The sequence below is a fragment of the Flavobacterium sp. genome (assembly GCF_035456085.1).
Taxonomy (GTDB): Bacteria; Bacteroidota; Bacteroidia; order Flavobacteriales; family Flavobacteriaceae; genus Flavobacterium.
The window spans coordinates 1-23,947 of sequence record NZ_DATIDY010000263.1 but is presented as its reverse complement, the minus strand read 5'-3'; the positions used below and the strand labels follow the sequence as shown (position 1 = coordinate 23,947).

The 23,947-nt window shown below is 32.3% G+C and carries 19 protein-coding genes and 1 pseudogene; 9 read left to right on the top strand and 11 right to left on the bottom strand.

Going from position 1 to position 23,947, the window contains the following annotated elements; translation table 11 throughout:
- The 7 genes and pseudogenes from VLC96_RS18840 to VLC96_RS18810 all read right to left on the bottom strand — a co-directional run.
- Positions 1–400 (bottom strand): annotated as a pseudogene (locus VLC96_RS18840) (CTP synthase); the annotation flags it as partial.
- Positions 401–625: 225 nt separating this feature from the next.
- Positions 626–856, bottom strand: coding sequence for a DUF3820 family protein (locus VLC96_RS18835; protein ID WP_077377026.1), 231 nt, complete (start codon positions 854–856; stop codon positions 626–628).
- A 68-nt stretch (positions 857–924) separates the two neighbouring features.
- Complete coding sequence (locus VLC96_RS18830) at positions 925–1,326, bottom strand: OsmC family protein (protein WP_325265393.1); 402 nt, start codon at positions 1,324–1,326, stop codon at positions 925–927.
- A gap of 88 nt (positions 1,327–1,414) precedes the next feature.
- Positions 1,415–3,373, bottom strand: a complete 1,959-nt coding sequence (locus VLC96_RS18825) for a LysM peptidoglycan-binding domain-containing protein (RefSeq protein ID WP_325265392.1) — start codon at positions 3,371–3,373, stop codon at positions 1,415–1,417.
- 80 nt (positions 3,374–3,453) lie between these two features.
- Positions 3,454–5,337: a LysM peptidoglycan-binding domain-containing protein gene (locus VLC96_RS18820; RefSeq protein WP_325265391.1), complete on the bottom strand. Its 1,884-nt coding sequence runs from the start codon at positions 5,335–5,337 to the stop codon at positions 3,454–3,456.
- Between the two features lie 62 nt (positions 5,338–5,399).
- Entirely contained in the window at positions 5,400–6,929 is a 1,530-nt protein-coding gene (gene guaA, locus VLC96_RS18815) for a glutamine-hydrolyzing GMP synthase (protein ID WP_325265390.1), read from the bottom strand.
- Positions 6,930–7,129: 200 nt separating this feature from the next.
- Positions 7,130–7,810, bottom strand: a complete 681-nt coding sequence (locus tag VLC96_RS18810) for a hypothetical protein (RefSeq protein ID WP_325265389.1) — start codon at positions 7,808–7,810, stop codon at positions 7,130–7,132.
- A 444-nt stretch (positions 7,811–8,254) separates the two neighbouring features.
- On the opposite strand from VLC96_RS18810, the gene VLC96_RS18805 reads away from it, so the two are divergent.
- The 6 genes from VLC96_RS18805 to VLC96_RS18780 all read left to right on the top strand — a co-directional run bounded on the left by VLC96_RS18805 (position 8,255) and on the right by VLC96_RS18780 (position 14,044).
- Positions 8,255–8,638 (top strand): RidA family protein, encoded by a 384-nt coding sequence (locus VLC96_RS18805; protein WP_325265387.1) that lies wholly within the window; start codon positions 8,255–8,257, stop codon positions 8,636–8,638.
- Between the two features lie 65 nt (positions 8,639–8,703).
- On the top strand, positions 8,704–9,960 hold the full coding sequence (locus VLC96_RS18800) for a voltage-gated chloride channel family protein (RefSeq protein WP_325265386.1): 1,257 nt from the start codon (positions 8,704–8,706) through the stop codon (positions 9,958–9,960).
- 67 nt (positions 9,961–10,027) lie between these two features.
- Entirely contained in the window at positions 10,028–11,032 is a 1,005-nt protein-coding gene (locus tag VLC96_RS18795) for a DHH family phosphoesterase (protein WP_325265384.1), read from the top strand.
- Between the two features lie 5 nt (positions 11,033–11,037).
- Entirely contained in the window at positions 11,038–11,676 is a 639-nt protein-coding gene (gldI, locus tag VLC96_RS18790) for a gliding motility-associated peptidyl-prolyl isomerase GldI (protein WP_325265382.1), read from the top strand.
- Between the two features lie 10 nt (positions 11,677–11,686).
- Positions 11,687–12,811: a peptidylprolyl isomerase gene (locus VLC96_RS18785; RefSeq protein WP_325265381.1), complete on the top strand. Its 1,125-nt coding sequence runs from the start codon at positions 11,687–11,689 to the stop codon at positions 12,809–12,811.
- A 36-nt stretch (positions 12,812–12,847) separates the two neighbouring features.
- Positions 12,848–14,044 (top strand): peptidylprolyl isomerase, encoded by a 1,197-nt coding sequence (locus VLC96_RS18780; RefSeq protein WP_325265380.1) that lies wholly within the window; start codon positions 12,848–12,850, stop codon positions 14,042–14,044.
- Between the two features lie 176 nt (positions 14,045–14,220).
- On the opposite strand, the gene VLC96_RS18775 is transcribed toward VLC96_RS18780, so the two are convergent.
- Positions 14,221–14,658, bottom strand: coding sequence for a hypothetical protein (locus VLC96_RS18775; protein WP_325265379.1), 438 nt, complete (start codon positions 14,656–14,658; stop codon positions 14,221–14,223).
- Positions 14,659–14,973: 315 nt separating this feature from the next.
- Here VLC96_RS18775 and VLC96_RS18770 point away from each other — a divergent pair, with 315 nt between their 5' ends.
- From VLC96_RS18770 to VLC96_RS18760, 3 genes are read left to right on the top strand one after another with little or no spacing between them, the layout of a single operon-like run.
- Positions 14,974–17,559: a tetratricopeptide repeat-containing sensor histidine kinase gene (locus tag VLC96_RS18770; RefSeq protein ID WP_325265377.1), complete on the top strand. Its 2,586-nt coding sequence runs from the start codon at positions 14,974–14,976 to the stop codon at positions 17,557–17,559.
- A 9-nt stretch (positions 17,560–17,568) separates the two neighbouring features.
- Positions 17,569–19,488 carry a tetratricopeptide repeat-containing sensor histidine kinase gene (locus VLC96_RS18765; RefSeq protein WP_325265375.1) on the top strand — a complete coding sequence of 640 codons (1,920 nt, stop codon included), beginning with the start codon at positions 17,569–17,571 and terminating at the stop codon, positions 19,486–19,488.
- On the top strand, positions 19,485–21,392 hold the full coding sequence (locus VLC96_RS18760) for a tetratricopeptide repeat protein (protein ID WP_325265373.1): 1,908 nt from the start codon (positions 19,485–19,487) through the stop codon (positions 21,390–21,392). Before VLC96_RS18765 ends, VLC96_RS18760 begins: the two co-directional genes overlap by 4 nt.
- 2 nt (positions 21,393–21,394) lie before the next feature.
- Here VLC96_RS18760 and VLC96_RS18755 read toward each other — a convergent pair whose 3' ends face one another.
- The 3 genes from VLC96_RS18755 to VLC96_RS18745 form a co-directional block, all read right to left on the bottom strand.
- Positions 21,395–21,994: a GNAT family N-acetyltransferase gene (locus tag VLC96_RS18755; protein WP_325265372.1), complete on the bottom strand. Its 600-nt coding sequence runs from the start codon at positions 21,992–21,994 to the stop codon at positions 21,395–21,397.
- Positions 21,995–22,204: 210 nt separating this feature from the next.
- Positions 22,205–22,561, bottom strand: coding sequence for a hypothetical protein (locus VLC96_RS18750; protein ID WP_325265371.1), 357 nt, complete (start codon positions 22,559–22,561; stop codon positions 22,205–22,207).
- A 101-nt stretch (positions 22,562–22,662) separates the two neighbouring features.
- A complete protein-coding gene (locus tag VLC96_RS18745; protein WP_325265370.1) occupies positions 22,663–23,841 on the bottom strand; it encodes an AIR synthase related protein in 1,179 nt (392 codons plus the stop codon).
- Between the last annotated feature and the right edge of the window lie 106 nt (positions 23,842–23,947).

The following is a 23,947-nucleotide window of genomic DNA, read 5'->3' as shown; positions in this document are numbered from 1 at the left end:
ACTTACCAAGCAACTGCATACGCTCCTTGATTTCATTGGTGATGTGAGGAACTACCTGAACTGTTTTACCCAAAAACTCTCCACGACGCTCTTTTTCAATCACAGAAAGATATACTCTTCCGGTGGTTACGTTGTTCGCCTGAGATGTCGGAACATTCAAGAATCTTTCGTAATGCCCTAAATCCAAATCGGTTTCAGCTCCGTCATCTGTAACATAACATTCACCATGTTCATACGGATTTAATGTTCCTGGGTCTACATTTAAATAGGGATCAAACTTTTGAATGGTCGTTCTATACCCTCTTGCTTGTAACAATTTTGCCAAAGATGCTGCTATAATTCCTTTTCCCAAAGAAGAAGTCACACCGCCTGTAACAAAAATATATTTCGTTTGATTCATTCTGTTGTTGTTTGTATGTAGTTGTGTAAAAAACGTGGCAAAAGTACAAATTTAATTAGACAATTTGCTAATTAGAAAATTAGAAAATGTGCCAATTATAAAATTTGCCAATTAATCAATTTATAATTTAAAAATTAGAAAATGATTAATTAAATTCATTTCCACCTATATTATAGCACCCATCTTAAATTATCTAATTTTCTAATTGTTCAATTATCCAATTATTTAAGGTTTCGGATATTTCTTTTTTATGTTCCGAATTAGCTCTTCGAGTCCGTTGAGTTTTAATTCGTAAATTAATTTCAATTGTTCGCCAAGTTCTCCTTTTGGGAATCCTTTATTGCTATACCACACGATATAATACTCAGGAATATCAATAAGAAACCAGCCCTCATATTTCCCGAAAGGCATTTTGGTATGGGCCAGCTTTATAAGTTGTTTTTGGTTTTGATCCATTTTAAAAAGTAAAAGAAGCCCTATAATTGAGCTTCTTTTCATTGAAATTATTAATTATTTTAAATGTTTTACTTCCAAATAAAACTAATATCTTTCTTAATTTCTTCATTCAAACTCAAGAAAACAGGACAAGTCATCGCTGCTCTCTCCAAAATAGTTTTGTCTTTTTGTTCTGAAACACCAACCATTTCAAAAATAATTTCGATCGCGCCGATTCTTCTTGGCTCGGCATTCATCGTCTTAGTCACCGCGGCTGTTGAACCTTTAAAATCAACATTTAAATCTCTTGCTTTGATTCCCATGATGGTCATCATGCAAGTAGCCAAAGCATTGGCAACTGAATCAGTTGGAGAAAAAGCTTCTCCTTTTCCATTGTTGTCTACTGGAGCATCAGATAAAATTTCTGTACCTGATTGTATGTGTGTTGAAGAAGTTCTTAGATCTCCTAAATAAGTTACTTTTGAAGTCATTTTTTAAAATTATAAATTATGAATTGTTAGTTATTAATGCTAAAATGTCAAATGTCAAATGTCAAATCTGAATACTGCCAACTACATTCTACTTTGCTTCTTTTACAGTCAAATCAGTGTCGTAATATAAAATGTAAATACCTCTATTGACGTAACCGCCTTCGTCTTTTTTGTGATATTCAAATTTATTTTCAACTTGTTCGGTTATCATAGTTTCGGCAGTTTCCTGATAAGTTTTATCTTGTGATAAACGCATCATCGTATCAAAAGTAACATCGAAACCTCTAATTGCGTATGTACTTGGATTTACTTTATTCTTTTTTCTATAACTCTGCATGAATAATTCGGCTTCAGGAGAATTGTTTTCACGAGTTGACGACGGATACATTAAATGCAACTTGGTTAAATTTTCAAAATTAATTTCATCTGTATCCAAAGTTTCATTTTGTTCCAAAACAACTAATTGTACTTGATATGATGCCATAACACTTATCATAGTGTTTATAGTATATTTGATCATTGCTGTATTGGCAGTTTCGAGAATAACATAATTCATTCTGTCTTTTACAAACAGACTTTTAAAAGCTTCAACATTTAAACCGCCAGTTTCTGTCAATGGAGCGATTTTTATTTCTTTGTGGTTTTCTAAAATATATTTTCTAATTGTTTCTTTTTTCTTGTCAATTACAGCAATGGTGTTACCTTGTTTTGCAGTTAAATAATCAAACATCGCCGATTTTAAATCAGAAGCGGGAACAATTGATTGATATAAATTTGGAGTTGGATTTGCATTATCTCTTGATAATGGAGAAATAACCGGCACGTTATTTTGACTAAGAATATTAGCCGCTTTTTCGACATTATTTTGATAAAAAGGTCCAATTACAGCATCTGCATTTGCAACATCGTGATCGTTAAAAATATTCGCAACATTTGAAGTTGTTTTTGTTTCATTCGAATCAAAAATTTTGATATCCATATTGAGACCTAAAACTTTCGCAGAATCAATTGCCATTACAGCACCCGAATAAAAATCTAAAGTCATGTTTAGAAATTTATCATTGTTTAATTTATTGACAGTCGAAGTAACTGTATCTGCTTCATTTTTGGCAACATTAAAAGGCAATACTAATACTAACGTTTTCTTATCATTACTTGTTTTTTTACCCAAAACAACTTTTTGTTTAGTAGAATTAGCAGCAATTTGGTTTGATTTTGATGGCACTTTCAGAACCATTCCTTCTTGAACCCCAGCAGATAAATTTGGATTCAATTCAATCAATTGTTGTTGAGTCAATCCAAACTGTTTGGACAAACTATAAAAAGTTTCTTTTGCTTTTACAGTGTAATCAATATAGCTAACTGGCTCTTTTATAACTGTTGCAGTTGGTTTTGCAGAAGTTGCTTTTGTTTCCGGAGCAACATTTTTAGTTACCGCTTTCGGTCTGCTTCCTTTTATTAGCAACTCATAACCAATTGGTAAATTAGCAACAATATCAGGATTTTTTTGTTCCAATTCCTCAATTGTAATATTATACTGTTTGGCAATTGAAAACTTTGTTTCTTTTGGTAAAACCGTATGAAAAACTGGAGCATTCTTAGCTACAACACTTGATTGAGCAGCACCTTTTGAAGGAATATTTAAAATCTGACCAATTTGCAAACCATATTTTACAAGATCTGGATTAGCTTTTTTTAGTTCCTCATCGGTAACATTGTATTTTTTTTCGATGCCAAATAAAGTTTCTTTAGCTACAACTTCGTGTGTTTTTGGCAATTGTTTAGTTGCCGGCTTTGAAGCGGCAGCAGTTTTTCCTTTACTTTTTGGAATTAACAATACGCTATTAGGCTTCAATCCGCTTTGTGCATCTGGGTTGAGCTTATAAATCTCGTAAGGAGTAATATTAAATTTTTGAGCAATTTGATTAATTGTTTCTCCTTTGGCCACAACATATTTATCAATCTTTTCTTGTCCTAAAACTGAAGTCAAAGAAAAAGATATGATAGCAATTATTGCAAAAAAATAGTTTGTATTAAATCTGGTCATTTATAATTTATTTTTTAGTAAAAATACTTTCTTTATAACAAATATACCTCCTCAAATTGTTAATTTATTCTTTAAATAGATTATTCAGAAACTACATTTGCAATAAACATTTTTTCGAAAAGTGGTTTCCCTTGTTTTTTAATACATTCATATTGTGCCTCCTCTTTGGTGGCAACCTTTTTCGAGTACACATAATACGAAAGCACATTTATATTATAAAAGAAGTTACTTTCTAAAGAACCAGAATCTGATAATTTCTTTATAAAAGCATCTCTTTCTTTAGCATCTTTAAAGCTTCCTAAGACTACATAATAACCAGATTCCACATTTTTCACTCCTTCTACTTTCTCGATTTTGACCGACTTAACTTTAGCTGGCTGTTTTGCCAATTCCTTATTGATTTGATCTAATGTAAGCGGTTTTACAACTATTCCAGTTTTATTTTTCGCTTGAGCTTCTGAAGCTTTATTTTGGTAGCTTTGATTTTTCAATTTAGCCAAATTATCATCAAATGTTCTAGCTTGTTTACTGTAAAAACTCGCTTTGCTAATATGCAATCTTAGTTCTGATTTACTTTCATTATTCAATGAATCCAGTTTTGTAATTAGTTGTATGTTGTTCAAATCACGAACACGTTGTTGCATTTCCATCGTTTTTAATTCTTCTGGAGTCAATTTAGAAGACTTTGATTGAGCTGGTTGTGTTTTACTGTTTTCACGAATGCTTTTTTTGTATTGCTGATTCTCTTCAACAACTATGCGTTCTGCTTTATCCATCAAACCTGAATACACCTTTCTGTTTTCGGCCAATTGTTTTTTTAGCTGTTGTGATAATTCATTAGTTTTTTGAATATTTTCATTTGAAATTTTTTGCAAACGAATAGATTCATCAAGGTCAACTAATTCTGTTTTTTTCAAAACCGTTAAATCTTTGCTCATTGTATTGACCAATGAATCCAATTTAACCAAAAGAATTTCTTGAATATTTTTATTGGCTTCCAAAACCATTTTCAATTTTTCAGCTGAGCCTTCTTTAGTATTATCAATTTCCTTTAAGTTTGACAAAAGTCCATTTACATTGATTACTTTTTGATTGATTTCCTGCTGTAATTGTAACTTTTCTTTTAGGCTATTAATTTCTTTAGTGCTCGCTTTTGATCTTTCTAAAACTACTTGTTTTTCAGCCAAAGCCAGCATCAACTCTTCATTTTCGTTGGTTGGTTTTACTTCTTTTACATTAATTGCCAGTTTATTTCCTTCGACCAATCCGTTTACGATCTCAGGATTTTGGGATTCCAATTGTTCAACTGTAATACCAAATTGCTTTGCTATAGAATACTTTGTTTCTTTAGCTTTTACTTCGTAAAAAATAGTTTCCGCATTTATAACTCTTACTCTACCATCCAAAGTTTTCTTTTTGTTCGGAATAGTAATCTCTTGTCCTATTTGCAATCCATTTTTCAGAAGTGCAGAATTCATTTTGTCCAAATCTTCAACAGATACATTGTAAAGTCTCGCAATGCTAAATAATGATTCCTTTGGTTGAACCAGGTGCGTTTTTTTTGATACTGTATTTTCAGATTTAATCTCTTGCGGAATAATTAATTCCTGACCAACCTGCAATCCATTAGCAAGTACCGCTGCATTTGCATTTTGTATAACATCAACTTTGACATTATACTTTGTTGCTAGTCCAAACAAAGTTTCTTTTGGAGCAACGATATGGGTAATCGAATTTGAGGATTTTGGAAGTAATTCTGGAACCGAGAGAATTTGATTTTCTGTGATTCCGTTTTGCGCTTCTGGATTAAGTCTATAAATTTCAGAAGGGGTCGTTTTGTAATTTTGTGCGATTTGGGTGATGGTTTCGCCTTTTAAAACTGTATGTTTTGTTGCAGATTGTTGTCCAAACGAGGCATTTGACACAAAAGCAACAAACAATAAAAACTTTGAAAATTCTTTCATAAAATAGTAGGTTTAAACAATTAAGTCGTTACAAATGTAACGACTTAATGTTAAAAAACTTACTATTCCCACTCAATTGTTGCAGGTGGTTTTGAACTAATATCGTAAACTACACGATTCACCCCTTTAACTTTATTGATAATATCATTAGAAACTTTCATCAGGAATTCATAAGGCAAATGAACCCAATCAGCAGTCATACCGTCAGTAGATTCTACGGCACGAAGTGCAACTACTTTTTCGTAAGTACGCTCATCGCCCATAACTCCAACACTGTTTACAGGAAGCAAAATTGCTCCCGCCTGCCAAACTTTATCATATAATCCCCAAGATTTTAATCCGTCGATGAAAACTTTATCTACATCTTGTAAAATTTGTACTTTCTCTTCGGTGATATCACCTAAGATACGAATAGACAATCCAGGTCCTGGGAAAGGATGTCTTCCTAACAATTCCGGATCGATTCCTAGAGTTGCTCCCACTCTACGCACCTCATCTTTGAAAAGCATACGCAAAGGTTCAACAACTTTAAGTTTCATATAATCAGGCAAACCTCCCACATTATGATGTGATTTGATTGTTGCCGAAGGTCCTTTTACCGAAACGGATTCGATAACATCAGGATATATAGTTCCTTGAGCTAACCAAGTAACATCTTCAATTTTATGTGATTCATCATCAAAAACTTCGATAAAAGCATTTCCGATGGCTTTTCTTTTTAATTCTGGGTCTGTTACTCCAGCTAAAGCATTGTAAAAACGTTGAGAAGCATCAACTCCTTTTACATTTAATCCCATTCCTTCGTATTGATCCAAAACGCTTTGGAATTCATTTTTACGAAGCAATCCATTATTTACGAAAATGCAATAAAGATTTTTACCAATAGCTTTATTCAATAAAACGGCAGCTACTGTTGAATCTACACCTCCTGAAAGACCTAAAACAACTTTGTCGTTTCCGATTTTTTCTTTCATTTCAGCTACAATCTCTTCAACGAAAGCGTTTGGCGTGAAATTTTGAGGAACTTCTGCAATTTTCACTAAGAAATTCTCTAACATTTTTGAGCCATCAGTAGAATGGAAAACCTCTGGATGGTATTGAATTGCATAAGTAGTTTCCCCTTCTATTTTGTAAGCGGCATATTCCACATCATGTGTACTTGCCAGCTTTACTCCATTAGTTGGTAATGCTTTGATACTATCACTGTGGCTCATCCAAACCTGGCTGTTTTCAGAAACGCCTTCAAAGAAAGTTTCGCCTTCTTTAATGTAGGATAAATTAGCTCTACCGTATTCTCTTGTATTGGATGCGGCAACTTCTCCACCACTAAAATGGGCTAAATATTGCGCTCCGTAACAAACGGCAAGCATTGGGAGTTTTCCTCTAATTTGAGATAAATCTGGATGTGGCGCATCTTCTCCTCTAACAGAAAAAGGGCTTCCTCCAAGAATTACTGCTTTATAACTCGATAAATCACTCGGAAAATGATTGAAAGGAAAAATTTCGCAGAATATATTTAATTCGCGAACTCTACGTGCAATAAGCTGTGTGTATTGCGATCCGAAATCTAAAATAAGTACGTTGTGTTGCATGCGCAAAAATACTTTATAAATTCGGAATTGAAAAATTGAATTTTGATTTTTTTTTGAGCTTCTGAGTCACTAAGCTTCTAAGAACCTACGATAAAAAAAACAAGAAATAAAAACTCAAGAAAATCAGCAGATTAAATACTTCACAACTAAAAAAAACTTAGAAACTCAGCATCTTAGAAACTTAGCAACTTTTAAAAAAACTATTCTTTAACAATAATAATTGAAGCTTTAAAACCAGTTCCTAAATTCCATTCACTTGCAGAAATTAGATTTTTTTTGTCATCATAAACTTTAAACTCAGCGGTATTTGGACCAGAAGAACCTTGGTTTAACGCCTCAAAATCGATTTTATTAAAACCTTTTTGTAGCTTAATTTCAAAACCCTTAAAATTACTATCCAAAAACACTTGTGACTGGATAACTTTTCCGTTTAAATAAACCCGAATCAAATCGCCATCAACATATTGGGCGTCTCTATATAAGACATTGGCAGATTCGGCATCACTTTTATATGTTCCCAAATCCTGATTACGACGGTAAACAAGCCCTTCTTGACGATCTGTTTTTTTATTCAATCGATCTCTCACTTCATCGCCAGGATTTATAAACTCACTTTCCTTCGGGATCATTGAAATCTCACTTTTTACTCCAATTTTATAATCAGAAACGGGATTAGGTGGCGACTTAATAACATTTGGATTTTTATAAATATTAGGCGGAATAATTATCGGAACATTTGGATCTGGCGGTGTTTCCTTTTTTTCAGGTTTTGGTTTTGTATTTGCAGGAGGAATTCCTTTAAATTTATTATTAAACTCAACCTGTGCATACGTGCAAGTTGCAAAACCCATTAGAAAAATAAATAAAAATATTTTTTTCATCTGTTGTTATCTATTTTTTTTTGAAAGTTAAAAGTTGCATTTCATCATTTGTGTCTGTGAACATTTTTTGAATATGCTTATTAAATACTATCAAAAAGTAGGTTTTTAGTTTTAACATTATTTCCAAAAATAAAAAAAACACTGTTTATAGAATCACAAAACTAATATAATTTATTATTGTCGTCTTGTTAAGAAAATCTAAATTCAAACTAATAAAGCGTTAAATCTCTGAAAGCATCATAACTTATTTTAATGAAAACTACACTAACTTTTCGCCCTACTCACTATTTATTATTATTTTGTTATAAAAAGTAAAAACCAGTATTAATAAGGGCTTTGACACATTATCAAACTCATTTTTTAAATCTAATTTTTATAAATTGCGCCCTTAAATCTAAATCTTCAATGATTTAACACCAATTAACAAACTAAAAAAGCTAAATAATGAAAAGAGAAAACATCTTAACTGGATCGCCATGGGAAGACAAAATGGGATATTGTCGTGCCGTTCGTATCGGAAACATCATCGAAATATCTGGAACTGTTGCCATCGTTGACGGTGATAAAGTGAAAGCAGACGATGCTTATGCGCAAACTTTGAATATTTTGGAAAGAGTAGAAAAAGTTCTTGAAGATCTCAATGTAGGAATGAAAGATGTAATTCGCACACGTATTTTTACTACTGACGTAAGCACATTTGAAGATGTTGCCAGAGCGCATGCTACTTTTTTTAAAGACATTAAACCAACAACTGGATTCTACGGCATTAACCAATTGGTTGCTCCTGAATATTTGGTTGAAATCGAACTTACAGCAATCGCATCATAATAATTCTAATAAGATTATGAATTGTAATACTTTTGCATAACAAAGTTTTAAAAGTATTACGATTAATGGATTATCAAAAAATAAAACAAATAATGCTTGTCATGCTCAAATGGTTTTTCATTTGTTGTTTGACAGGCATTTTTTCTGGGTCTGCATCTGCATTATTTTTAGTTTCTTTAGAATTTGTTTCCCAAACAAGAGATCATAATATTTGGATAATTTGGCTCTTACCTTTTGGCGGATTATTGATTGGATACCTTTATTATTACGCTGATCCAAGAATTACAAAAGGAAATAATCTCCTCTTGGAAGAGTACAACAAACCTGAAAAAAAGATTCCTTTTCTAATGGCACCGTTAGTGCTTTTGGGAACTTTGATCACCCATCTCTTTGGTGGATCGGCAGGACGAGAAGGAACTGCCGTGCAAATGGGCGGAGCGATTGCTGATTTATGTACCAATCTTTTTAAACTAAATCAAACCGAAAGAAGAACCATCATTATTTTAGGAATCAGTGCTGGATTTGCTTCGGTTTTCGGAACCCCTTTGGCGGGAGCAATCTTCGCATTGGAAATTGTTTATTTCAGCAAAATTAATATCAAAAGTATTTTGCTTTCGTTTCTAGTAGCTTACATCGCTTATTTTACAGTAGAATTTTGGGGAATAAAACATACCCATTATAGCATTCCTGTTGTTCCCGAATTCAATTTAACTGTTTTATTTTGGATTCTTATTTCCAGTATTTTATTTGGATTGGCTGCTTTACTTTTTTCAAGAACTACCCATTTTTGGGGCAAATTATTTTCTAAAAACATAAAATATCCACCATTGAGACCTTTCATTGGAGGAATTGTACTTGCCATTACGATTTATTTTATCAGTACTACAAAATATATAGGTTTAGGAGTTCCCGAAATTGTAAAAGCCTTTTCAATTCAAAATACACCTTATGATTTTTTATTAAAAATACTTTTTACAGGTTTTACTCTTGGAGCAGGATTTAAAGGTGGTGAAGTTACTCCGCTCTTTTTTGTAGGCGCCACTTTAGGCAGCGCATTATCAATTATAGTTCCATTGCCAATAGCATTGTTGGCAGGAATGGGATTTGTTGCCGTATTTTCGGGAGCTACCCATACACCAATTGCATGTACAGTAATGGGGATGGAACTTTTTGGGATAGAAAGTGGTTTTTATATCGGGCTTGCGTGTTTAATCGCCTATTTTTTCTCAGGATCAATCGGAATTTATAAATCACAAATTGTAAAAGGTCCAAAATCCATTTTGTATCAAAGTATTAGAAAAAAAGGGCTAAAATATCTTTAATCTATATCACTTTATAATTTCCCAAAAATTTTCAACTTATAGCTTAAAAAATGTAATTTCGCAAACTATGAATACACTAGACATACAAGCGATACAGTTGTTATTATCAACGCCAAAAAAAATTGCAATAATACCACATCGAGGCCCTGATGGTGATGCCATGGGATCGACATTAGCATTATATCATTTTTTATTAAAAAACAATCATCAGCCAACGGTGATTTCTCCAAATGATTTTCCAGATTTTCTAGCTTGGATGCCAAGTTCTGAAACTGTAAAAATATACGAAAAGGACAAAGCAAATTGCACCAAAATATTAGAAGATGCTGAAGTTATTTTTACTTTAGATTTTAATGCATTGCACAGAGTTGGCGAAATGGAACAGGTTTTAGAAAAACTTACTGCTCCTTTTATCATGATCGATCATCATCAAAAACCTGATGATTATGCGACTTACACGTATTCAGACGTTGCTTTTGGATCAACTTGCGAAATGATTTATAACTTTATTTCATTTTTAGACAAAAAAGAAGATATAGACAAAACAATAGCAACCTGCATTTATACAGGAATATTGACCGATTCAGGTTCCTTTCGTTTTCCAAAAACCACAGGAACAACTCACAGAATTGTTGCCGAATTGATCGATCTTGGCGTAGAAAACACCTTAATTCCGGCCTTATTGTTCGATAATAGTTCGTATAATCGTTTACAATTGTTGGGACGTGCTTTGCAAAACATGAAAGTTATGATGAATCATAAAACATCATACACCACGTTAACACAAGAAGAACTAAATAGTTTTGATTATATAAAAGGTGACACTGAAGGTATCGTTAATTATGGTTTGAGTATAAAAGGAATCATATTCACAGCCATTTTTATTGAAAATAAAGAAGAAGGAATTATCAAAATTTCTTTCCGTTCGCAAGGTGATTTTGATGTCAACCAATTTGCCAGAGATCATTTCAACGGTGGTGGCCACAGTAATGCCGCTGGAGGAAAATCAATGGTTTCTATGGAAGAAACTATTAGTAAATTCGAAAATTTAGTACAAAATCTAAAAATATAGCCCCTATGAATCATTTTAAAGTATTACTAATTATATTTTTCTCTGCCATTTTAATGTCAAGTTGTAAGCAACCTCAAGAAGCCAGAAGACCTATTTCGCATTCGTCCGGAAGCTTCATGAAACAGTCTATTGCCAGAAATAAAAAAATGATTGCAAAAGAAGAAGATCAGATCCAAGCTGTTATCAAAAGTGATCGATCCAAAAAATATATCGCATCCAAAAAAGGATATTGGTATTATTATGAATCCAGAAACCTAACCGATAGTCTTACTCCGAAGAAAGGAGACATTGCCTTTTTTGATTATGAAATAAAAGATTTAAAAGGAAATGTCATTTATTCTAAAGAAGAATTAGAGCCTCAAATTTACAAAGTCGACAAGCAAGACATTATGATGGGATTGAGAGACGGTATAAAATTAATGCGCAAAAAAGAAAAAGTACAATTTCTGTTCACATCGCATATGGGATTTGGTTATCATGGAGATAATAACAAAATAGGAACCAATCAGCCTTTATTTTGTACTGTGACACTTAATGATTTTATGCCTGAAGAGCAGTATAACAAACAAATGCAAACTCCGACAGTTGCAAAAGCTGCTCCAGCTGTAAAACCTAAACCTATTAAAGATAGTTTAACAAATTAAAAAAAACAGAATGAAAAAAAATGTTTTATTAGTACTATTACTTATTATAACTTTAATTTCTTGTAAAAAAGAATACGATAATTTACCTGATGGATTATATGCCGAAATTGAAACCAATAGAGGCACTATTTTACTAGAGTTAGATTATAAAAAAGCTCCGGTAACTGTTGCTAATTTTATAACATTGGCAGAAGGAGATAACGAATACATTGTAAACGATACCCTAAAAGGCAAACCATTTTTCAACGGATTAAAATTTCATAGAGTAATCAAAGATTTTATGATTCAGACTGGAGATCCTTTGGGAACTGGATCTGGAGATACAGGTTATAAATTCAAAGATGAGTTCTCTGATTTAAGATTTGATAAAGGAGGAATTTTGGCAATGGCAAATAACGGTCCCGGGACAAACAGCAGTCAATTTTTTATTACCCATTTAGAAACTCCTTGGCTTGACAATAAACATACGATTTTCGGACATGTGGTTGATTATAATCTTGAGGTAGTTAATAAAATAGAGCAAGATGATTTCATAAAAAATGTAACTATTATCAGAAATGGTGTGGATGCAAAGAAATTTAATGCCCGAAAAACTTTTCACGACTACTTCATTATAGAATCAGAAAATCAAAGACAAAAAGTCGCTGCCGAAGCCGCTGCCAAAAAAGAATACGAAGCCAAATACAAAGCAGTTTGTGATCAGAAAGCAGCTTATTTTGCGAAACTAAAAAGCAAAGCAACCAAAACTGGAACAGGATTACAATATGTAATTACTAAAAAAGGAAATGGAAAAAAACCTGCAATTGGAACTACTGTTTATATTCCGTATGCTGGATTTTTGGAAAATGGAACTTTATTTGATTCCAGTATTGAAGACGTCTCCAAAACTTTTGGAAAATATGATCCAGCCAGAGCTGCTGCCAATGCATACACTCCTATCCCTTTTCAAATTGGAAGAAAAGATGGTTTAATTCCTGGTTTTATTGAAGGAATTGAAAAATTGTCAATTGGAGACAAAGCTGTTATTTTTATTCCCTCACATCTTGGTTACGGAGAAGCTGGAGCCGGTGATGTTATTCCTCCAAATACTAATATAATTTTTGAGATAGAATTAAAGGACAAAATGTCTAATTAATTTTAAACTAATTGAAATAAGCTAAACTTAAAAGAAATGAAATTCAAAATCGCATTATTACTCTTTTTAGGAGTTTTTAATTTACACGCACAAAGCCCAAAAAAAGCAGTTGTATCCAAAAAAGCGACTACAACAGTAAAAAAACCAGCCGCACCAGCCGAAGGAATTTTTGCCACAATTGCTACCAATAAAGGAAACATTACTATTGAATTATTTTACAAAAAAGCACCTGTCACAGTGGCTAATTTCATAAGCCTTGCAGAAGGAACCAACCCATTTGTAACCGTTGAAAGATTAAAAGGAAAACATTTTTATGATGGTTTAAAATTCCATAGAGTGATCAGCGATTTTATGATTCAGGGTGGCGATCCGGACGGTGTTGGGTCAGGAGGTCCAGGATATTCTTTCAAAGATGAGTTTAATGACTCGAAATTTGACAAAGCTGGAATTTTGGCAATGGCCAATTCTGGTCCTGCGACTAATGGAAGTCAATTTTTCATTACACATAAAGACACACCTTGGTTAACGGGAAAACATACTATTTTTGGTCAGGTGACTCAAGGTATGAGCGTTGTAAATTCAATTGTGCAAGATGATGTGATTACGAAAATTACAATTACCCGAAAAGGTGATTTAGCCAAAAAGTTTGACGCTGTAAAAGTATTTTCAGATTACTTCAATAACAAAGCCGAAGATCAAAAGAAGCAAGCTGCAATTGACGCAGAAAACAGAAAAAAACAAGCAGCAATTGACGCGGAAGCAAAAAAGGCTTATATAGCCAAATATAGTTCTGTTATTAATGCAAAACTTGCCTATTTTGCTGCCGAAAAAGCTAAAGCCACTACTACTCCATCAGGATTGGCGTATAGCGTTATAAAAAAAGGAACAGGTGTAAAACCAGCTAATGGATCTACTTTTTATTTTCATTATGCAGGGTATTTTGAAGACGGAACTTTATTTGACAGCAGTTATGAAGACGTAAGCAAAGCCTACGGAAAATTTGATGCTAATAGAGCTGCACAAAACGGCTACAAACCTTTTCCTTTTGAAGCTGGAAGAAAAGACGGCCTAATCCCAGGATTCCTTGAAGGAATAGGAACTATGTCTTATGGTGAAAAAATAATCATTTTTATTCCTTCAGATTTAGCCTACGGCGAAAGAGGTGCTGGAGGAGTAATTCCACCAAATGCCAATTTGATTTTCGAACTGGAGATGTTTGAAAAACAGGAATAATTTAGTTTTATAAAAAGCAAAAGCCACGACATTTATTATCTGTCGTGGCTTTTGCTTTTTTTTTTAGTGGCTAGGATTCTGAGTTTCCAAGATTCGAATATTTATTTAAAAATGGCCAATTCACACAGAACTAATCACTAAGAACTAATCACTAAGAACTAATTACTAAGAACTAATCACTTTTTAAACTTCCATTCAAATTCATCTTTGCTGTTGATTATTGCGCCTATTTCGAATTTAACAACTTCATCAAATTCAGTTTGCAAAATGATCCAATTTTCTTCATTAAAATAATTTTCAAAAGTATCGAACTCTTCTTGAGTAAATTTGGTTATACCTTTTTGAGCTAGATCTTTTTTGACAGCGGTAATATTTCTGTACATTATTTTGTTGCCAAATAACTCTAAATCGGGACTAGAAGCTACCAAATATCCTAATCTTAAATCCTCATCTTTGTAAAAAGTCATACGGATTTTAAGAGCATTATATACCAAAATCACATTATCATCCTCGTCGTTATAATTTTTATTAGGCTTACCATAAATAGCAATCACATCACTTTGTTTCATTCCAAAAATGAGTTTATCTATTCCGTTTTTGAGATTTATTTTCATTCTTTTTCTTTTATTGCAAAGGTATCCAATTTCATTCAAAAGTATTTTCATTCAAATAAAAAAATATCCAAAAAACTTACTTATAAAAAAACCGATAAAAAAATTTGATTTTCATAAAAAATTGAATGTAGGACTTTATAATTATTATTCAAAAAATTTTAATTAAAAAGTAGGATTAATTTTATAATATATATAAATTAACACATTTAATCGTTTAGACATCCCAATATGTCGACGATTTAATTAAATTTGCAACGTTACGTTAATCAATTAATTATTGATATTTTCAAATTTAAAAAAGACAAATAAATAATCATGATGTTTATTTTTAAAATTAACAAATGGCTGCTTTTTAGTCTGCTATTAGCATTCTCTTTTGCTAATGGTCAAGACCAAAATGCTGTAACAATTTTAAAAACAAAACTTCAGAAAACTACTGTTGATACTACCAAAATAAACCTCCTTAACGAAATTTCTTCCAGCTATAAATATACTAATGCGAAAGAAGGATTGCAGTATGCGAAACAAGCGCTGACTTTAGCAGAAAAAAAACAATGGAAAAAAGGAATGGCTGAAGCAAATGGAAACTTAGGAATTTGCAACCAAACTTTATCCAATTATACAGAGGCAATTGCTTATTTAAACAAAGCGGTTCAACTAAACAAACATCAAAAAAATCAGATAGTAATTGTCTATAATTTAAATGACATTGCTAGTTGTTATTTTAATCTAAATAATTACAAAAAGGCTCTAAATTATTATCAGCAATCACTCCAAATAAATCAAAAGATAAATGATCCAAACGGATATGCTTATTGTTTAACCAAAATTGGTGAGATTTATGCAAAGGAAAAAAAATATGAAAAAGCCGTAGATAATTTTTCTGAAGCTTTAAAAAAATTTGATAAAAACCAAACAAACAACATCAATAATACGCTTAATCAATTAAGCAATGTGTATCTATTGCTTTCAAAATCTGATTTAAAAAATAAAGAGAAATATATTGCTTTATCGAATCAAACTTTAAAACGAATTGCTGCCAAACAAGAAGACTATTCACAGTCTGTTGAAGTTTTAAAAGCTTCTTTAAAAGGAGTAATGCCAGACACAACCAGAATCAATATTCTGAACAAGATTACGAGCAATTATTTTTACACCAAGCCACGAGAAGGAATATATTTTGGAGAAAAAGCCCTTAAACTAGCAACAAAAATAAACTGGAAAAAAGGAATCGCCAAAGCTAACGACAACATTGGCGTTTGCCAATGGGTATTATCAGATTTTAGCAAAGCTATCAACTGCTTTTATAAATCGCTCTTTATTTATCAAGGGCTGAATGATAAAAATGGTATTTCGGCGGCTTATAATAATTTAGGATTGACTCATCTTGAAATTAAAAAATACAATTTGGCTTTTACTTATTTCAGTAAAGCGTATGATATAAATAAAGAAACCAATAATAAAGTATTAATGGTTTACAATCTTAATAATATTGCAGTTGCTCATTATTTGCAAAAAAATTACGAAAAAGCTCTTAAGTTTTATAATCAGTCAAAAGAGTTGAATCATACTATGCATGACATGAATGGACTAGCTTATGTCTATTCTAAAATTGGAAAAATATTTGCTGATCAGAAAAAATATACCGAGAGCTTAGACTATCTAATAAAAGCTTTGGAAAGTTATGATAAAGACCAGAGCTACAATATCGGAAATACATACATTGAGATTGGGTCGACTTATTATAAAATGGCTTTGGAAAATCCGAACGCCAAAAAACAATTATTAGCGAAATCGTTTGAATATCTAAATCATGCAAACCAATTGTTTAACCAAATACAGATTCCTGAAGGCTTGAATTCGTCATATTTAGAGCTTTACAAAACGACCAAAGCACAAGGTAATTTCGAACAGGCACTGGACAATTTTGAAAAACACAACATCTTACAGGATTCATTATTTTCTGATAAAAATAAAAACAAATTAGCCAATCTTCAATCTAAAAGAGAAATTGACATTCGCGACAAACAAATTGAAATTCAGAAACTAAAAATAAATAGTGCTTCCAAAAAAGTCTATTTACTCGTTACGATAACTCTATCGATTGCTGTTCTTTTAATTCTATTTTTCTATTTGTATATGATAAAGACATCTACAAATAAATTATTATTAGAAAAAAACGAAGAGATAATAAACATTAATAAACAAAAGGACAAATTCTTTTCAATCATTGCTCACGATTTGAGAGGGCCGTTTAGTGGTTTCTTAGGATTAACAGAACTGTTAGCAGAAGATATCGATAGTATGGACAAAGAAGAAATTCAGTTTTCGGCAGTGAATATGAAAAGTTCAGCCAATAACTTGAACCGACTATTAGACAATTTACTAGAATGGTCCAAAATGGAACAAGGACTAATTCCTTTTGCACCAAAAAAATATAACATTTCAAAAATAATAGCAGAATGTATTGAAACTCAAGAAGATTCTATCAACAAAAAAAAGATTCAAGTTGAAACATTAATTGATGAATCTTTGAAAATATGTGCAGATAAGTATATTCTACAATCCGTTATTCGAAATATTTTATCGAATGCTATAAAATTTACACCAAGGGAAGGTACTATTAAAATAAAAGCCACAGAAAATCATAAAAACACTATCATTTCTATTACGGATACAGGAATAGGAATGAGTGCTAAAATCCTCCAAAATATTTTTAAAATAGATATAAAAACCAATAGAAAAGGAACTGACGACGAACCTAGTTCTGGTTTAGGGCTAATTCTTTGCAAAGAATTTATAGAGAAGCATGGGGGAAAAATTTGGATCGAGAGTGTTGAAAAAGAAGGATCAACAGTCAACTTCAGTATTCCTAAAAAATATACAATTGAATCCAATTAAAGGTAAGAAATGAAGAGGTTAGCCATTATTATTTTGATGCTGGCTGTGAATAGCTTATTTGCTCAAGATGAAGGAATTAAATTAATTGACTCCTTAAAAATAGAGTTAACAAAAGCAAAAGCAGACACTACCAAAGTAAACATATTAAACCAAATGACTAGTGGTAGTTATTATGAGAGACCCAAGATAGCTGCTGTTTATGGTTTACAAGCGCTACTTATTGCTACAAAAATAAACTGGGAAAAAGGGATTGCAACAACCGCAAGCAACTTGGGTATTTGCTACTGGGTTGATGCCAATTTCGCTGCATCTATAAAATATTTTCAAAAATCATTAGTATACAATGAAAAAATACAAGATCAACAAGGTATAGCAAATGCTTTAAATCATTTGGGATTATTGAACCTCGAAATAAAAAAATACAATCAGGCATTTAATTATTTCTTTAAAGCTTACAAAGTAAACCAGATAACGAAAGACAAAGTTGCTATAGGCTACAATCTTGGCAGTATAGCCAAAGCATTTTATCAGCTAAAAAACTATCAAAAAGCCATTGAATATTATTCAAAAGCCAGAGAAATCTATCAAATATTATTTGACAAAAATGGCCAAGGTGACTGCTATAATAAAATTGCGAAAATATATGAAGATCAAAAACAATACGACAAAGCTATAGAATATTATGAGGCAGCGTTGAGGAATTTTGATGACCGTGCAAAATATTTCCTTACTGATTCCTATCTCGGAATGGGGAGAACCTATTATAATATATCTTTAGAATCCCAAAAAAACAAAGCAAAAAATCTCGATCTAAGCCTTCAATATCTAAAGAAAGCTTTGAATATTTTTACTGAATTTGGCACTTTTGACAAAATTAACGAATGCCATGAGCAATTGCATAAAGCGTATAAAGACAGTGGAAATTACAAATTAGCTTTAGAGCATTTTGAAAAATTTGTCGATATCAAAGAATCTATTTTGTCTTATAAAAATGAAGCCAAGATAGGAGAAATGAGAAGCCAAAAGTTAATTGAATTACGCAATAAACAAATTGAAATTCAAAAACTGAAAATTAAAAGTGATTCCCGCAAACTATATCTTTTGGTAACCATAACATTCGCAACTGTCATATTATTGGTGCTATTTTTAAATTTATATGTTTCGAAAAAAAAATCCAACATATTGTTATTGGAAAAAAACGAAGAGATATCCAATATTAACAGACAAAAAGACAAATTCTTCTCGATTATTGCTCATGATTTAAGAGGTCCGTTCAGTGGTTTCTTAGGCTTAACAGAATTATTGGTCGAGGATATTGATATGATGGACAAGGAAGATATTCAATTTACAGCTATAAATATGAGAAGCTCAGCATATAGCCTGAGTGGCCTGCTGGACAACTTACTTGAATGGTCCAGAATGGAGCAAGGATTAATTCAGTTTCAACCAAAATATCACAATTTATCAAATATTATAAAGGAATGTACAACAACACTACGAGACGCTTCAAATAAGAAAGATATAATTATCGAAAATTCAATCGACAATGCATTAGAAATTTATGCAGACCGCAACATTGTACAATCGGTTTTTCGCAACATATTATCCAATGCAATTAAATTCACACCAAAGGAGGGGGCTATAAAAATAAAAGCCAAAGAAGATGCTGATAACACCATCATTTCAATTTCTGATACAGGAATAGGAATGAATGCAAAAATGGTTACAAATGCCTTTCAATTAGACACAAAAATAAACAGAAAAGGAACGGAAGATGAACCTAGTTCTGGATTAGGTTTAATTCTTTGCAAGGAATTTATCGAAAAACACGACGGTAAAATTTGGATTGAAAGTGAAGAGAATAAAGGCACCACTTTTCATCTTTCATTTCCTAAAAAACCCAAATCAATTAATGCCCCTTTAAAATGAAAAAAATAGCAATCCTTATCATTTTTTTAATGATTACTGTCACTGGTTTTGCTCAAGATAATGATTTAATGAAAATAGATTCATTAAAGATTGAATTAAAAAAAGCAAAAAACGATACAATAAAGATAAATATTCTTAATGAAATTTGTTTTCACAATTTTTACCGAAATCCTTCAATTGGAATGGGATATTCAGAAATTGCCCTGAATATATCCACAAAAATAAATTGGAAAAAAGGAATGGCTGTGGCCTACAATCATTTGGGAATGTGCAATTGGGTAACAAAGAATTACGAAAAATCAATAAAAAACTTTAAAAAAGCCTTATTCTATTATAAAGAATTAAAAGACCAAAAGAATACATCGGATAATTATAACCATCTTGGAACCGTGTATGGAGATATCGGGAATTACAAGCAAGCCTTGACTTATTTTAATTCGGCATACCAAATAAATACCAAAATCAACCACATTTATCAGACGGCAAATGACCTTTTCGGTATGGCCGAAATTTATAACAAAATGGGTGATTATGAGAAAGCATTAGCATATTATATAAAAGCAAAACAAAAATACAGCGAAACTACTGATGTATATGGAATTAGCATCGCCAACTTCAATATTGGAAAAACATATAATTTCCAGAAGAAATATGCAACAGCTTTGCAATTCTATGATGAATCATTAACCGGATTTATCAAAATAAAATCCCGTTATCATATTGCAAGCACCTATCTTGAAATAGGGAGAGCAAACTATAATTTTTCCTTCGAACACAAAAGTGAGAAAAGCAAATATTTGAAACTAGCCATTAAAAATCTTATCGAATCAATCCGTCTTTTTACCGAAGATGGAAAATTCGATAAAGTAAATGAATGTTATATTGAATTATCTAAAAGCTATGAAGAGAATGGTGAATTCAAAATGGCTTTAGAATGCTATAAAAAATATGTCAATATAGACCAAACAGTTTTGACTTATGAAAAAGAAAACAGATTGTCACAAATCAAAACCGAAAAGGAATTTGAACTAAGAGATAAAAAAATTGAAATTCAAAAACTTCATATCAAACGCGATTCTCGAAAAGTTTATACTTTGGTAATCATAACAATCGCCACAGCAATTCTATTGTCATTAATTTTATTGTTATATGCATTAAAAAGAAAGACAAATCGAATGTTGTTGGAAAAGAACAAAGAAATATCCACTGTCAACAAACAAAAAGACAAGTTCTTCTCGATTATTGCTCATGATTTAAGAGGTCCGTTCGGCGGTTTCTTAGGCCTGACAGAATTATTAGCCGAGGACATCGATATGCTGGATAAAGAAGAAATCCAGTTTACCGCTGTAAATATGAGAAGTTCAGCCCATAACCTCAGTAGTCTGCTGGACAACTTACTCGAATGGTCCAGAATGGAACAAGGATTAATTGCGTTCAAACCAAAAAACCACAATCTATTACAAATCGTAAAGGAATGTACTGCAATGCTACAGGATGCTTCAAACAAAAAAGATTTAGTTATTGAAAACTCGATAGACGATTCATTAGAAATTTATGCAGATCGAAACATATCACAATCGGTTTTTCGAAATATATTATCCAATGCAATTAAATTCACCCCAAAGAAGGGTGCAATAAAAATAGAAGCCAAAGAAGATGCTAACAACACAATTATTTCAATTTCTGATACAGGAATAGGAATGAATGCTGAAATGGTTATGAATGCCTTTCAATTAGATACAAAAATAAACAGAAAAGGAACTGAAGACGAACCTAGTTCTGGATTAGGCTTAATACTTTGCAAGGAATTTATCGAAAAACACGGCGGCAAAATTTGGATTGAAAGTGAAGAGAATATAGGCACCACTTTTCATCTTTCATTTCCTAAACAGCCACAGGTTTAGATTTAAAGCTTTTTGGCTAAATTTTGTTTTGTCTCATTAAACCATTCCTCTTTTAGAATACTCAAAATAATACTATCTCTGCGGTTACTACTACCTGCTATTGGTGCGTGATTACGCAACACTCCCTCGACTTTGCAGCCGATGCTTTTCATGGCAGCGATACTTCGTTGATTGTTATTGTCGGCACGAAATTCTACTCGTTCTATTCCCAGAATTTCAAAAGCAAATTCCAGCAAAAGATATTTGCAATGTTTGTTGAGTCCTGTTCCTCTAAAATCTTTTCCATACCAGGTGTAGCCTAATTGCAAATTCTGGAACGATAAATTAATATCGCAAAAACGAGTACTTCCAGCATATCTTCCCGACTTTTTATCATAGACAATAAAGGGATATTCTTTTTTATCATCTCTCGCTTTTATGGCTAATTCAATATACTTTTCCAGATTCTCTCTTCCATCGGCACGAACTAAAGAATATTTCCAGGTTTCAGGTTCATTGAGCGAAATATCTAAAAGATTTTTTACATCTGTCAATTCTAAAGGTCGGAGTAATACAAATTCATCTTCAAGAACTATATTTTGAGGAAATTGGGTGTGGGACATAGTTTTTTTAGCTAATTTAAAAAACTCCGAAATAGTATCAAAAACTTCTGATGACATTAGCCCAGATGGAAGTGAAAATCCCACAGCCTAAAAACACTATTTTTTTCTTGTTATAAAAGAGCGACCAACGGAAGCTCCTTTTATGACTTAGAAAAAAGTGTTTTTAGATTGTGGGATTGCAACGTACAGCTGGATTAGCTCCTGAAAAAATTATTCGTTCATTTCGTCGTAACGCACTGGAACTTGTGGATCATACAAAGGACATTTGAATTCTTCCAAGGTATCTGCTAGGAGATTCATCGTTTTGCCTTCAGTACCATAGCAATCAATTTGAATGCTTTGCGGTGTGGTTTTTACTTGGAAAGCACCTTTACCTTTTGGATTTTTCCAACTATTTTCATCTACTTTTTCCCAATTGGAAAACACACTGTTGATTCTGTTTAAAATCACAGTAACAGGAAGTGTTTCAAGACCTTCTACTTCTTGTTGTTCGACCAAAGCTTCGTAAACCAAATGATGGTTGAGATAGATTCCTTCCTGATATTGCCAAAAAAGTAGTTCGTACATAATTTTAAGTTACAAGGATTCTGAGATACTGAGACACTAAGACTCTTTATGACTGAAATAGTATAAAATCTCAGCAACTTAGTTTCTTAGTAACTCTTTAATTAATATTCGAACGTTCCGTATTCGCTGTTAATTGTCAGTTTTTTTGAATCTGAAGCTTCTACTCTACCTACAATTTGAGCGTCGACATTGAACGATTTTGAAATTTCGATAATGTCTTGAGCAATAGCTTCCGGAACGTAGATTTCCATTCTGTGTCCGCAATTGAAAACCTGATACATTTCTTTCCAATCTGTTTTGGATTGTTCCTGAATCAATTTGAACAAAGGTGGAACTGGAAATAAATTGTCTTTTATAATATGTAAATTTTGAACGAAATGTAAAATCTTAGTTTGCGCTCCACCACTACAGTGAACCATACCGTGAACTTCCTGAGAAGTATATTTATCTAAAATTTTCTTGATAATTGGCGCATAAGTCCTTGTTGGAGAAAGTACTAATTGTCCGGCATCGATTGGAGAATTTTCAACAGCATCAGTCAATTGAACTTGACCTGAATAGATAAGTTCACTTGGAACTGCTGAATCGTAACTTTCTGGGTATTTTGTTGCCAAATATTTTCCGAAAACATCGTGACGAGCAGATGTTAATCCGTTACTTCCCATTCCGCCGTTATAGCTTTTTTCATAAGTCGCCTGTCCAAAAGAAGCCAATCCAACAATAACATCACCGGCTTTTATATTGGCATTATCGATTACTTTAGAACGTTTCATTCTGGCAGTAACTGTAGAATCAACGATTATTGTTCTAACTAAATCTCCAACATCGGCAGTTTCTCCTCCTGTTGAATGGATAGTTACTCCAAAAGAATCTAATTCCTTTATCAATTCTTCAGTTCCATTGATAATAGCTGATAAGACTGCAGCAGGTATTACATTTTTATTTCTACCAATGGTTGACGAAAGTAAAATATTGTCGGTAGCACCAACGCATAATAAATCGTCAATATTCATGATTAGGGCATCTTGAGCGATACCTTTCCAAACTGAAATGTCTCCGGTCTCTTTCCAGTACATGTAAGCTAATGAGGATTTTGTTCCAGCTCCGTCAGCATGCATTATCAAACAATAATCTTCATCCTGGGTTAAATAATCTGGCACAATTTTACAAAAAGCCTGTGGAAATAAACCTTTGTCAATATTTTTAATGGCGTTATGCACATCTTCTTTGGATGCCGAAACACCACGTTGTGCATATCTTTTGGAAGTATCTGAACTCATTTTTTAGTTGTGTGAAAGTTGGGCAAAGATAATTTTAAAGTAACAATTATACAATTTTAAATTTTTAAAGTTTCTAAGCATTAGAGTCACTAAGATTCTAAGTTTT

Coding starts and splice junctions, on each gene's coding strand:
- VLC96_RS18835 (WP_077377026.1), bottom strand. CDS start 856: ATGGATCAAAACCAAAAACAACTTATAAAGCTGGCCCATACCAAAATG.
- VLC96_RS18830 (WP_325265393.1), bottom strand. CDS start 1,326: ATGACTTCAAAAGTAACTTATTTAGGAGATCTAAGAACTTCTTCAACA.
- VLC96_RS18825 (WP_325265392.1), bottom strand. CDS start 3,373: ATGACCAGATTTAATACAAACTATTTTTTTGCAATAATTGCTATCATA.
- VLC96_RS18820 (WP_325265391.1), bottom strand. CDS start 5,337: ATGAAAGAATTTTCAAAGTTTTTATTGTTTGTTGCTTTTGTGTCAAAT.
- guaA (WP_325265390.1), bottom strand. CDS start 6,929: ATGCAACACAACGTACTTATTTTAGATTTCGGATCGCAATACACACAG.
- VLC96_RS18810 (WP_325265389.1), bottom strand. CDS start 7,810: ATGAAAAAAATATTTTTATTTATTTTTCTAATGGGTTTTGCAACTTGC.
- VLC96_RS18805 (WP_325265387.1), top strand. CDS start 8,255: ATGAAAAGAGAAAACATCTTAACTGGATCGCCATGGGAAGACAAAATG.
- VLC96_RS18800 (WP_325265386.1), top strand. CDS start 8,704: ATGGATTATCAAAAAATAAAACAAATAATGCTTGTCATGCTCAAATGG.
- VLC96_RS18795 (WP_325265384.1), top strand. CDS start 10,028: ATGAATACACTAGACATACAAGCGATACAGTTGTTATTATCAACGCCA.
- gldI (WP_325265382.1), top strand. CDS start 11,038: ATGAATCATTTTAAAGTATTACTAATTATATTTTTCTCTGCCATTTTA.
- VLC96_RS18785 (WP_325265381.1), top strand. CDS start 11,687: ATGAAAAAAAATGTTTTATTAGTACTATTACTTATTATAACTTTAATT.
- VLC96_RS18780 (WP_325265380.1), top strand. CDS start 12,848: ATGAAATTCAAAATCGCATTATTACTCTTTTTAGGAGTTTTTAATTTA.
- VLC96_RS18775 (WP_325265379.1), bottom strand. CDS start 14,658: ATGAAAATAAATCTCAAAAACGGAATAGATAAACTCATTTTTGGAATG.
- VLC96_RS18770 (WP_325265377.1), top strand. CDS start 14,974: ATGATGTTTATTTTTAAAATTAACAAATGGCTGCTTTTTAGTCTGCTA.
- VLC96_RS18765 (WP_325265375.1), top strand. CDS start 17,569: ATGAAGAGGTTAGCCATTATTATTTTGATGCTGGCTGTGAATAGCTTA.
- VLC96_RS18760 (WP_325265373.1), top strand. CDS start 19,485: ATGAAAAAAATAGCAATCCTTATCATTTTTTTAATGATTACTGTCACT.
- VLC96_RS18755 (WP_325265372.1), bottom strand. CDS start 21,994: ATGTCCCACACCCAATTTCCTCAAAATATAGTTCTTGAAGATGAATTT.
- VLC96_RS18750 (WP_325265371.1), bottom strand. CDS start 22,561: ATGTACGAACTACTTTTTTGGCAATATCAGGAAGGAATCTATCTCAAC.
- VLC96_RS18745 (WP_325265370.1), bottom strand. CDS start 23,841: ATGAGTTCAGATACTTCCAAAAGATATGCACAACGTGGTGTTTCGGCA.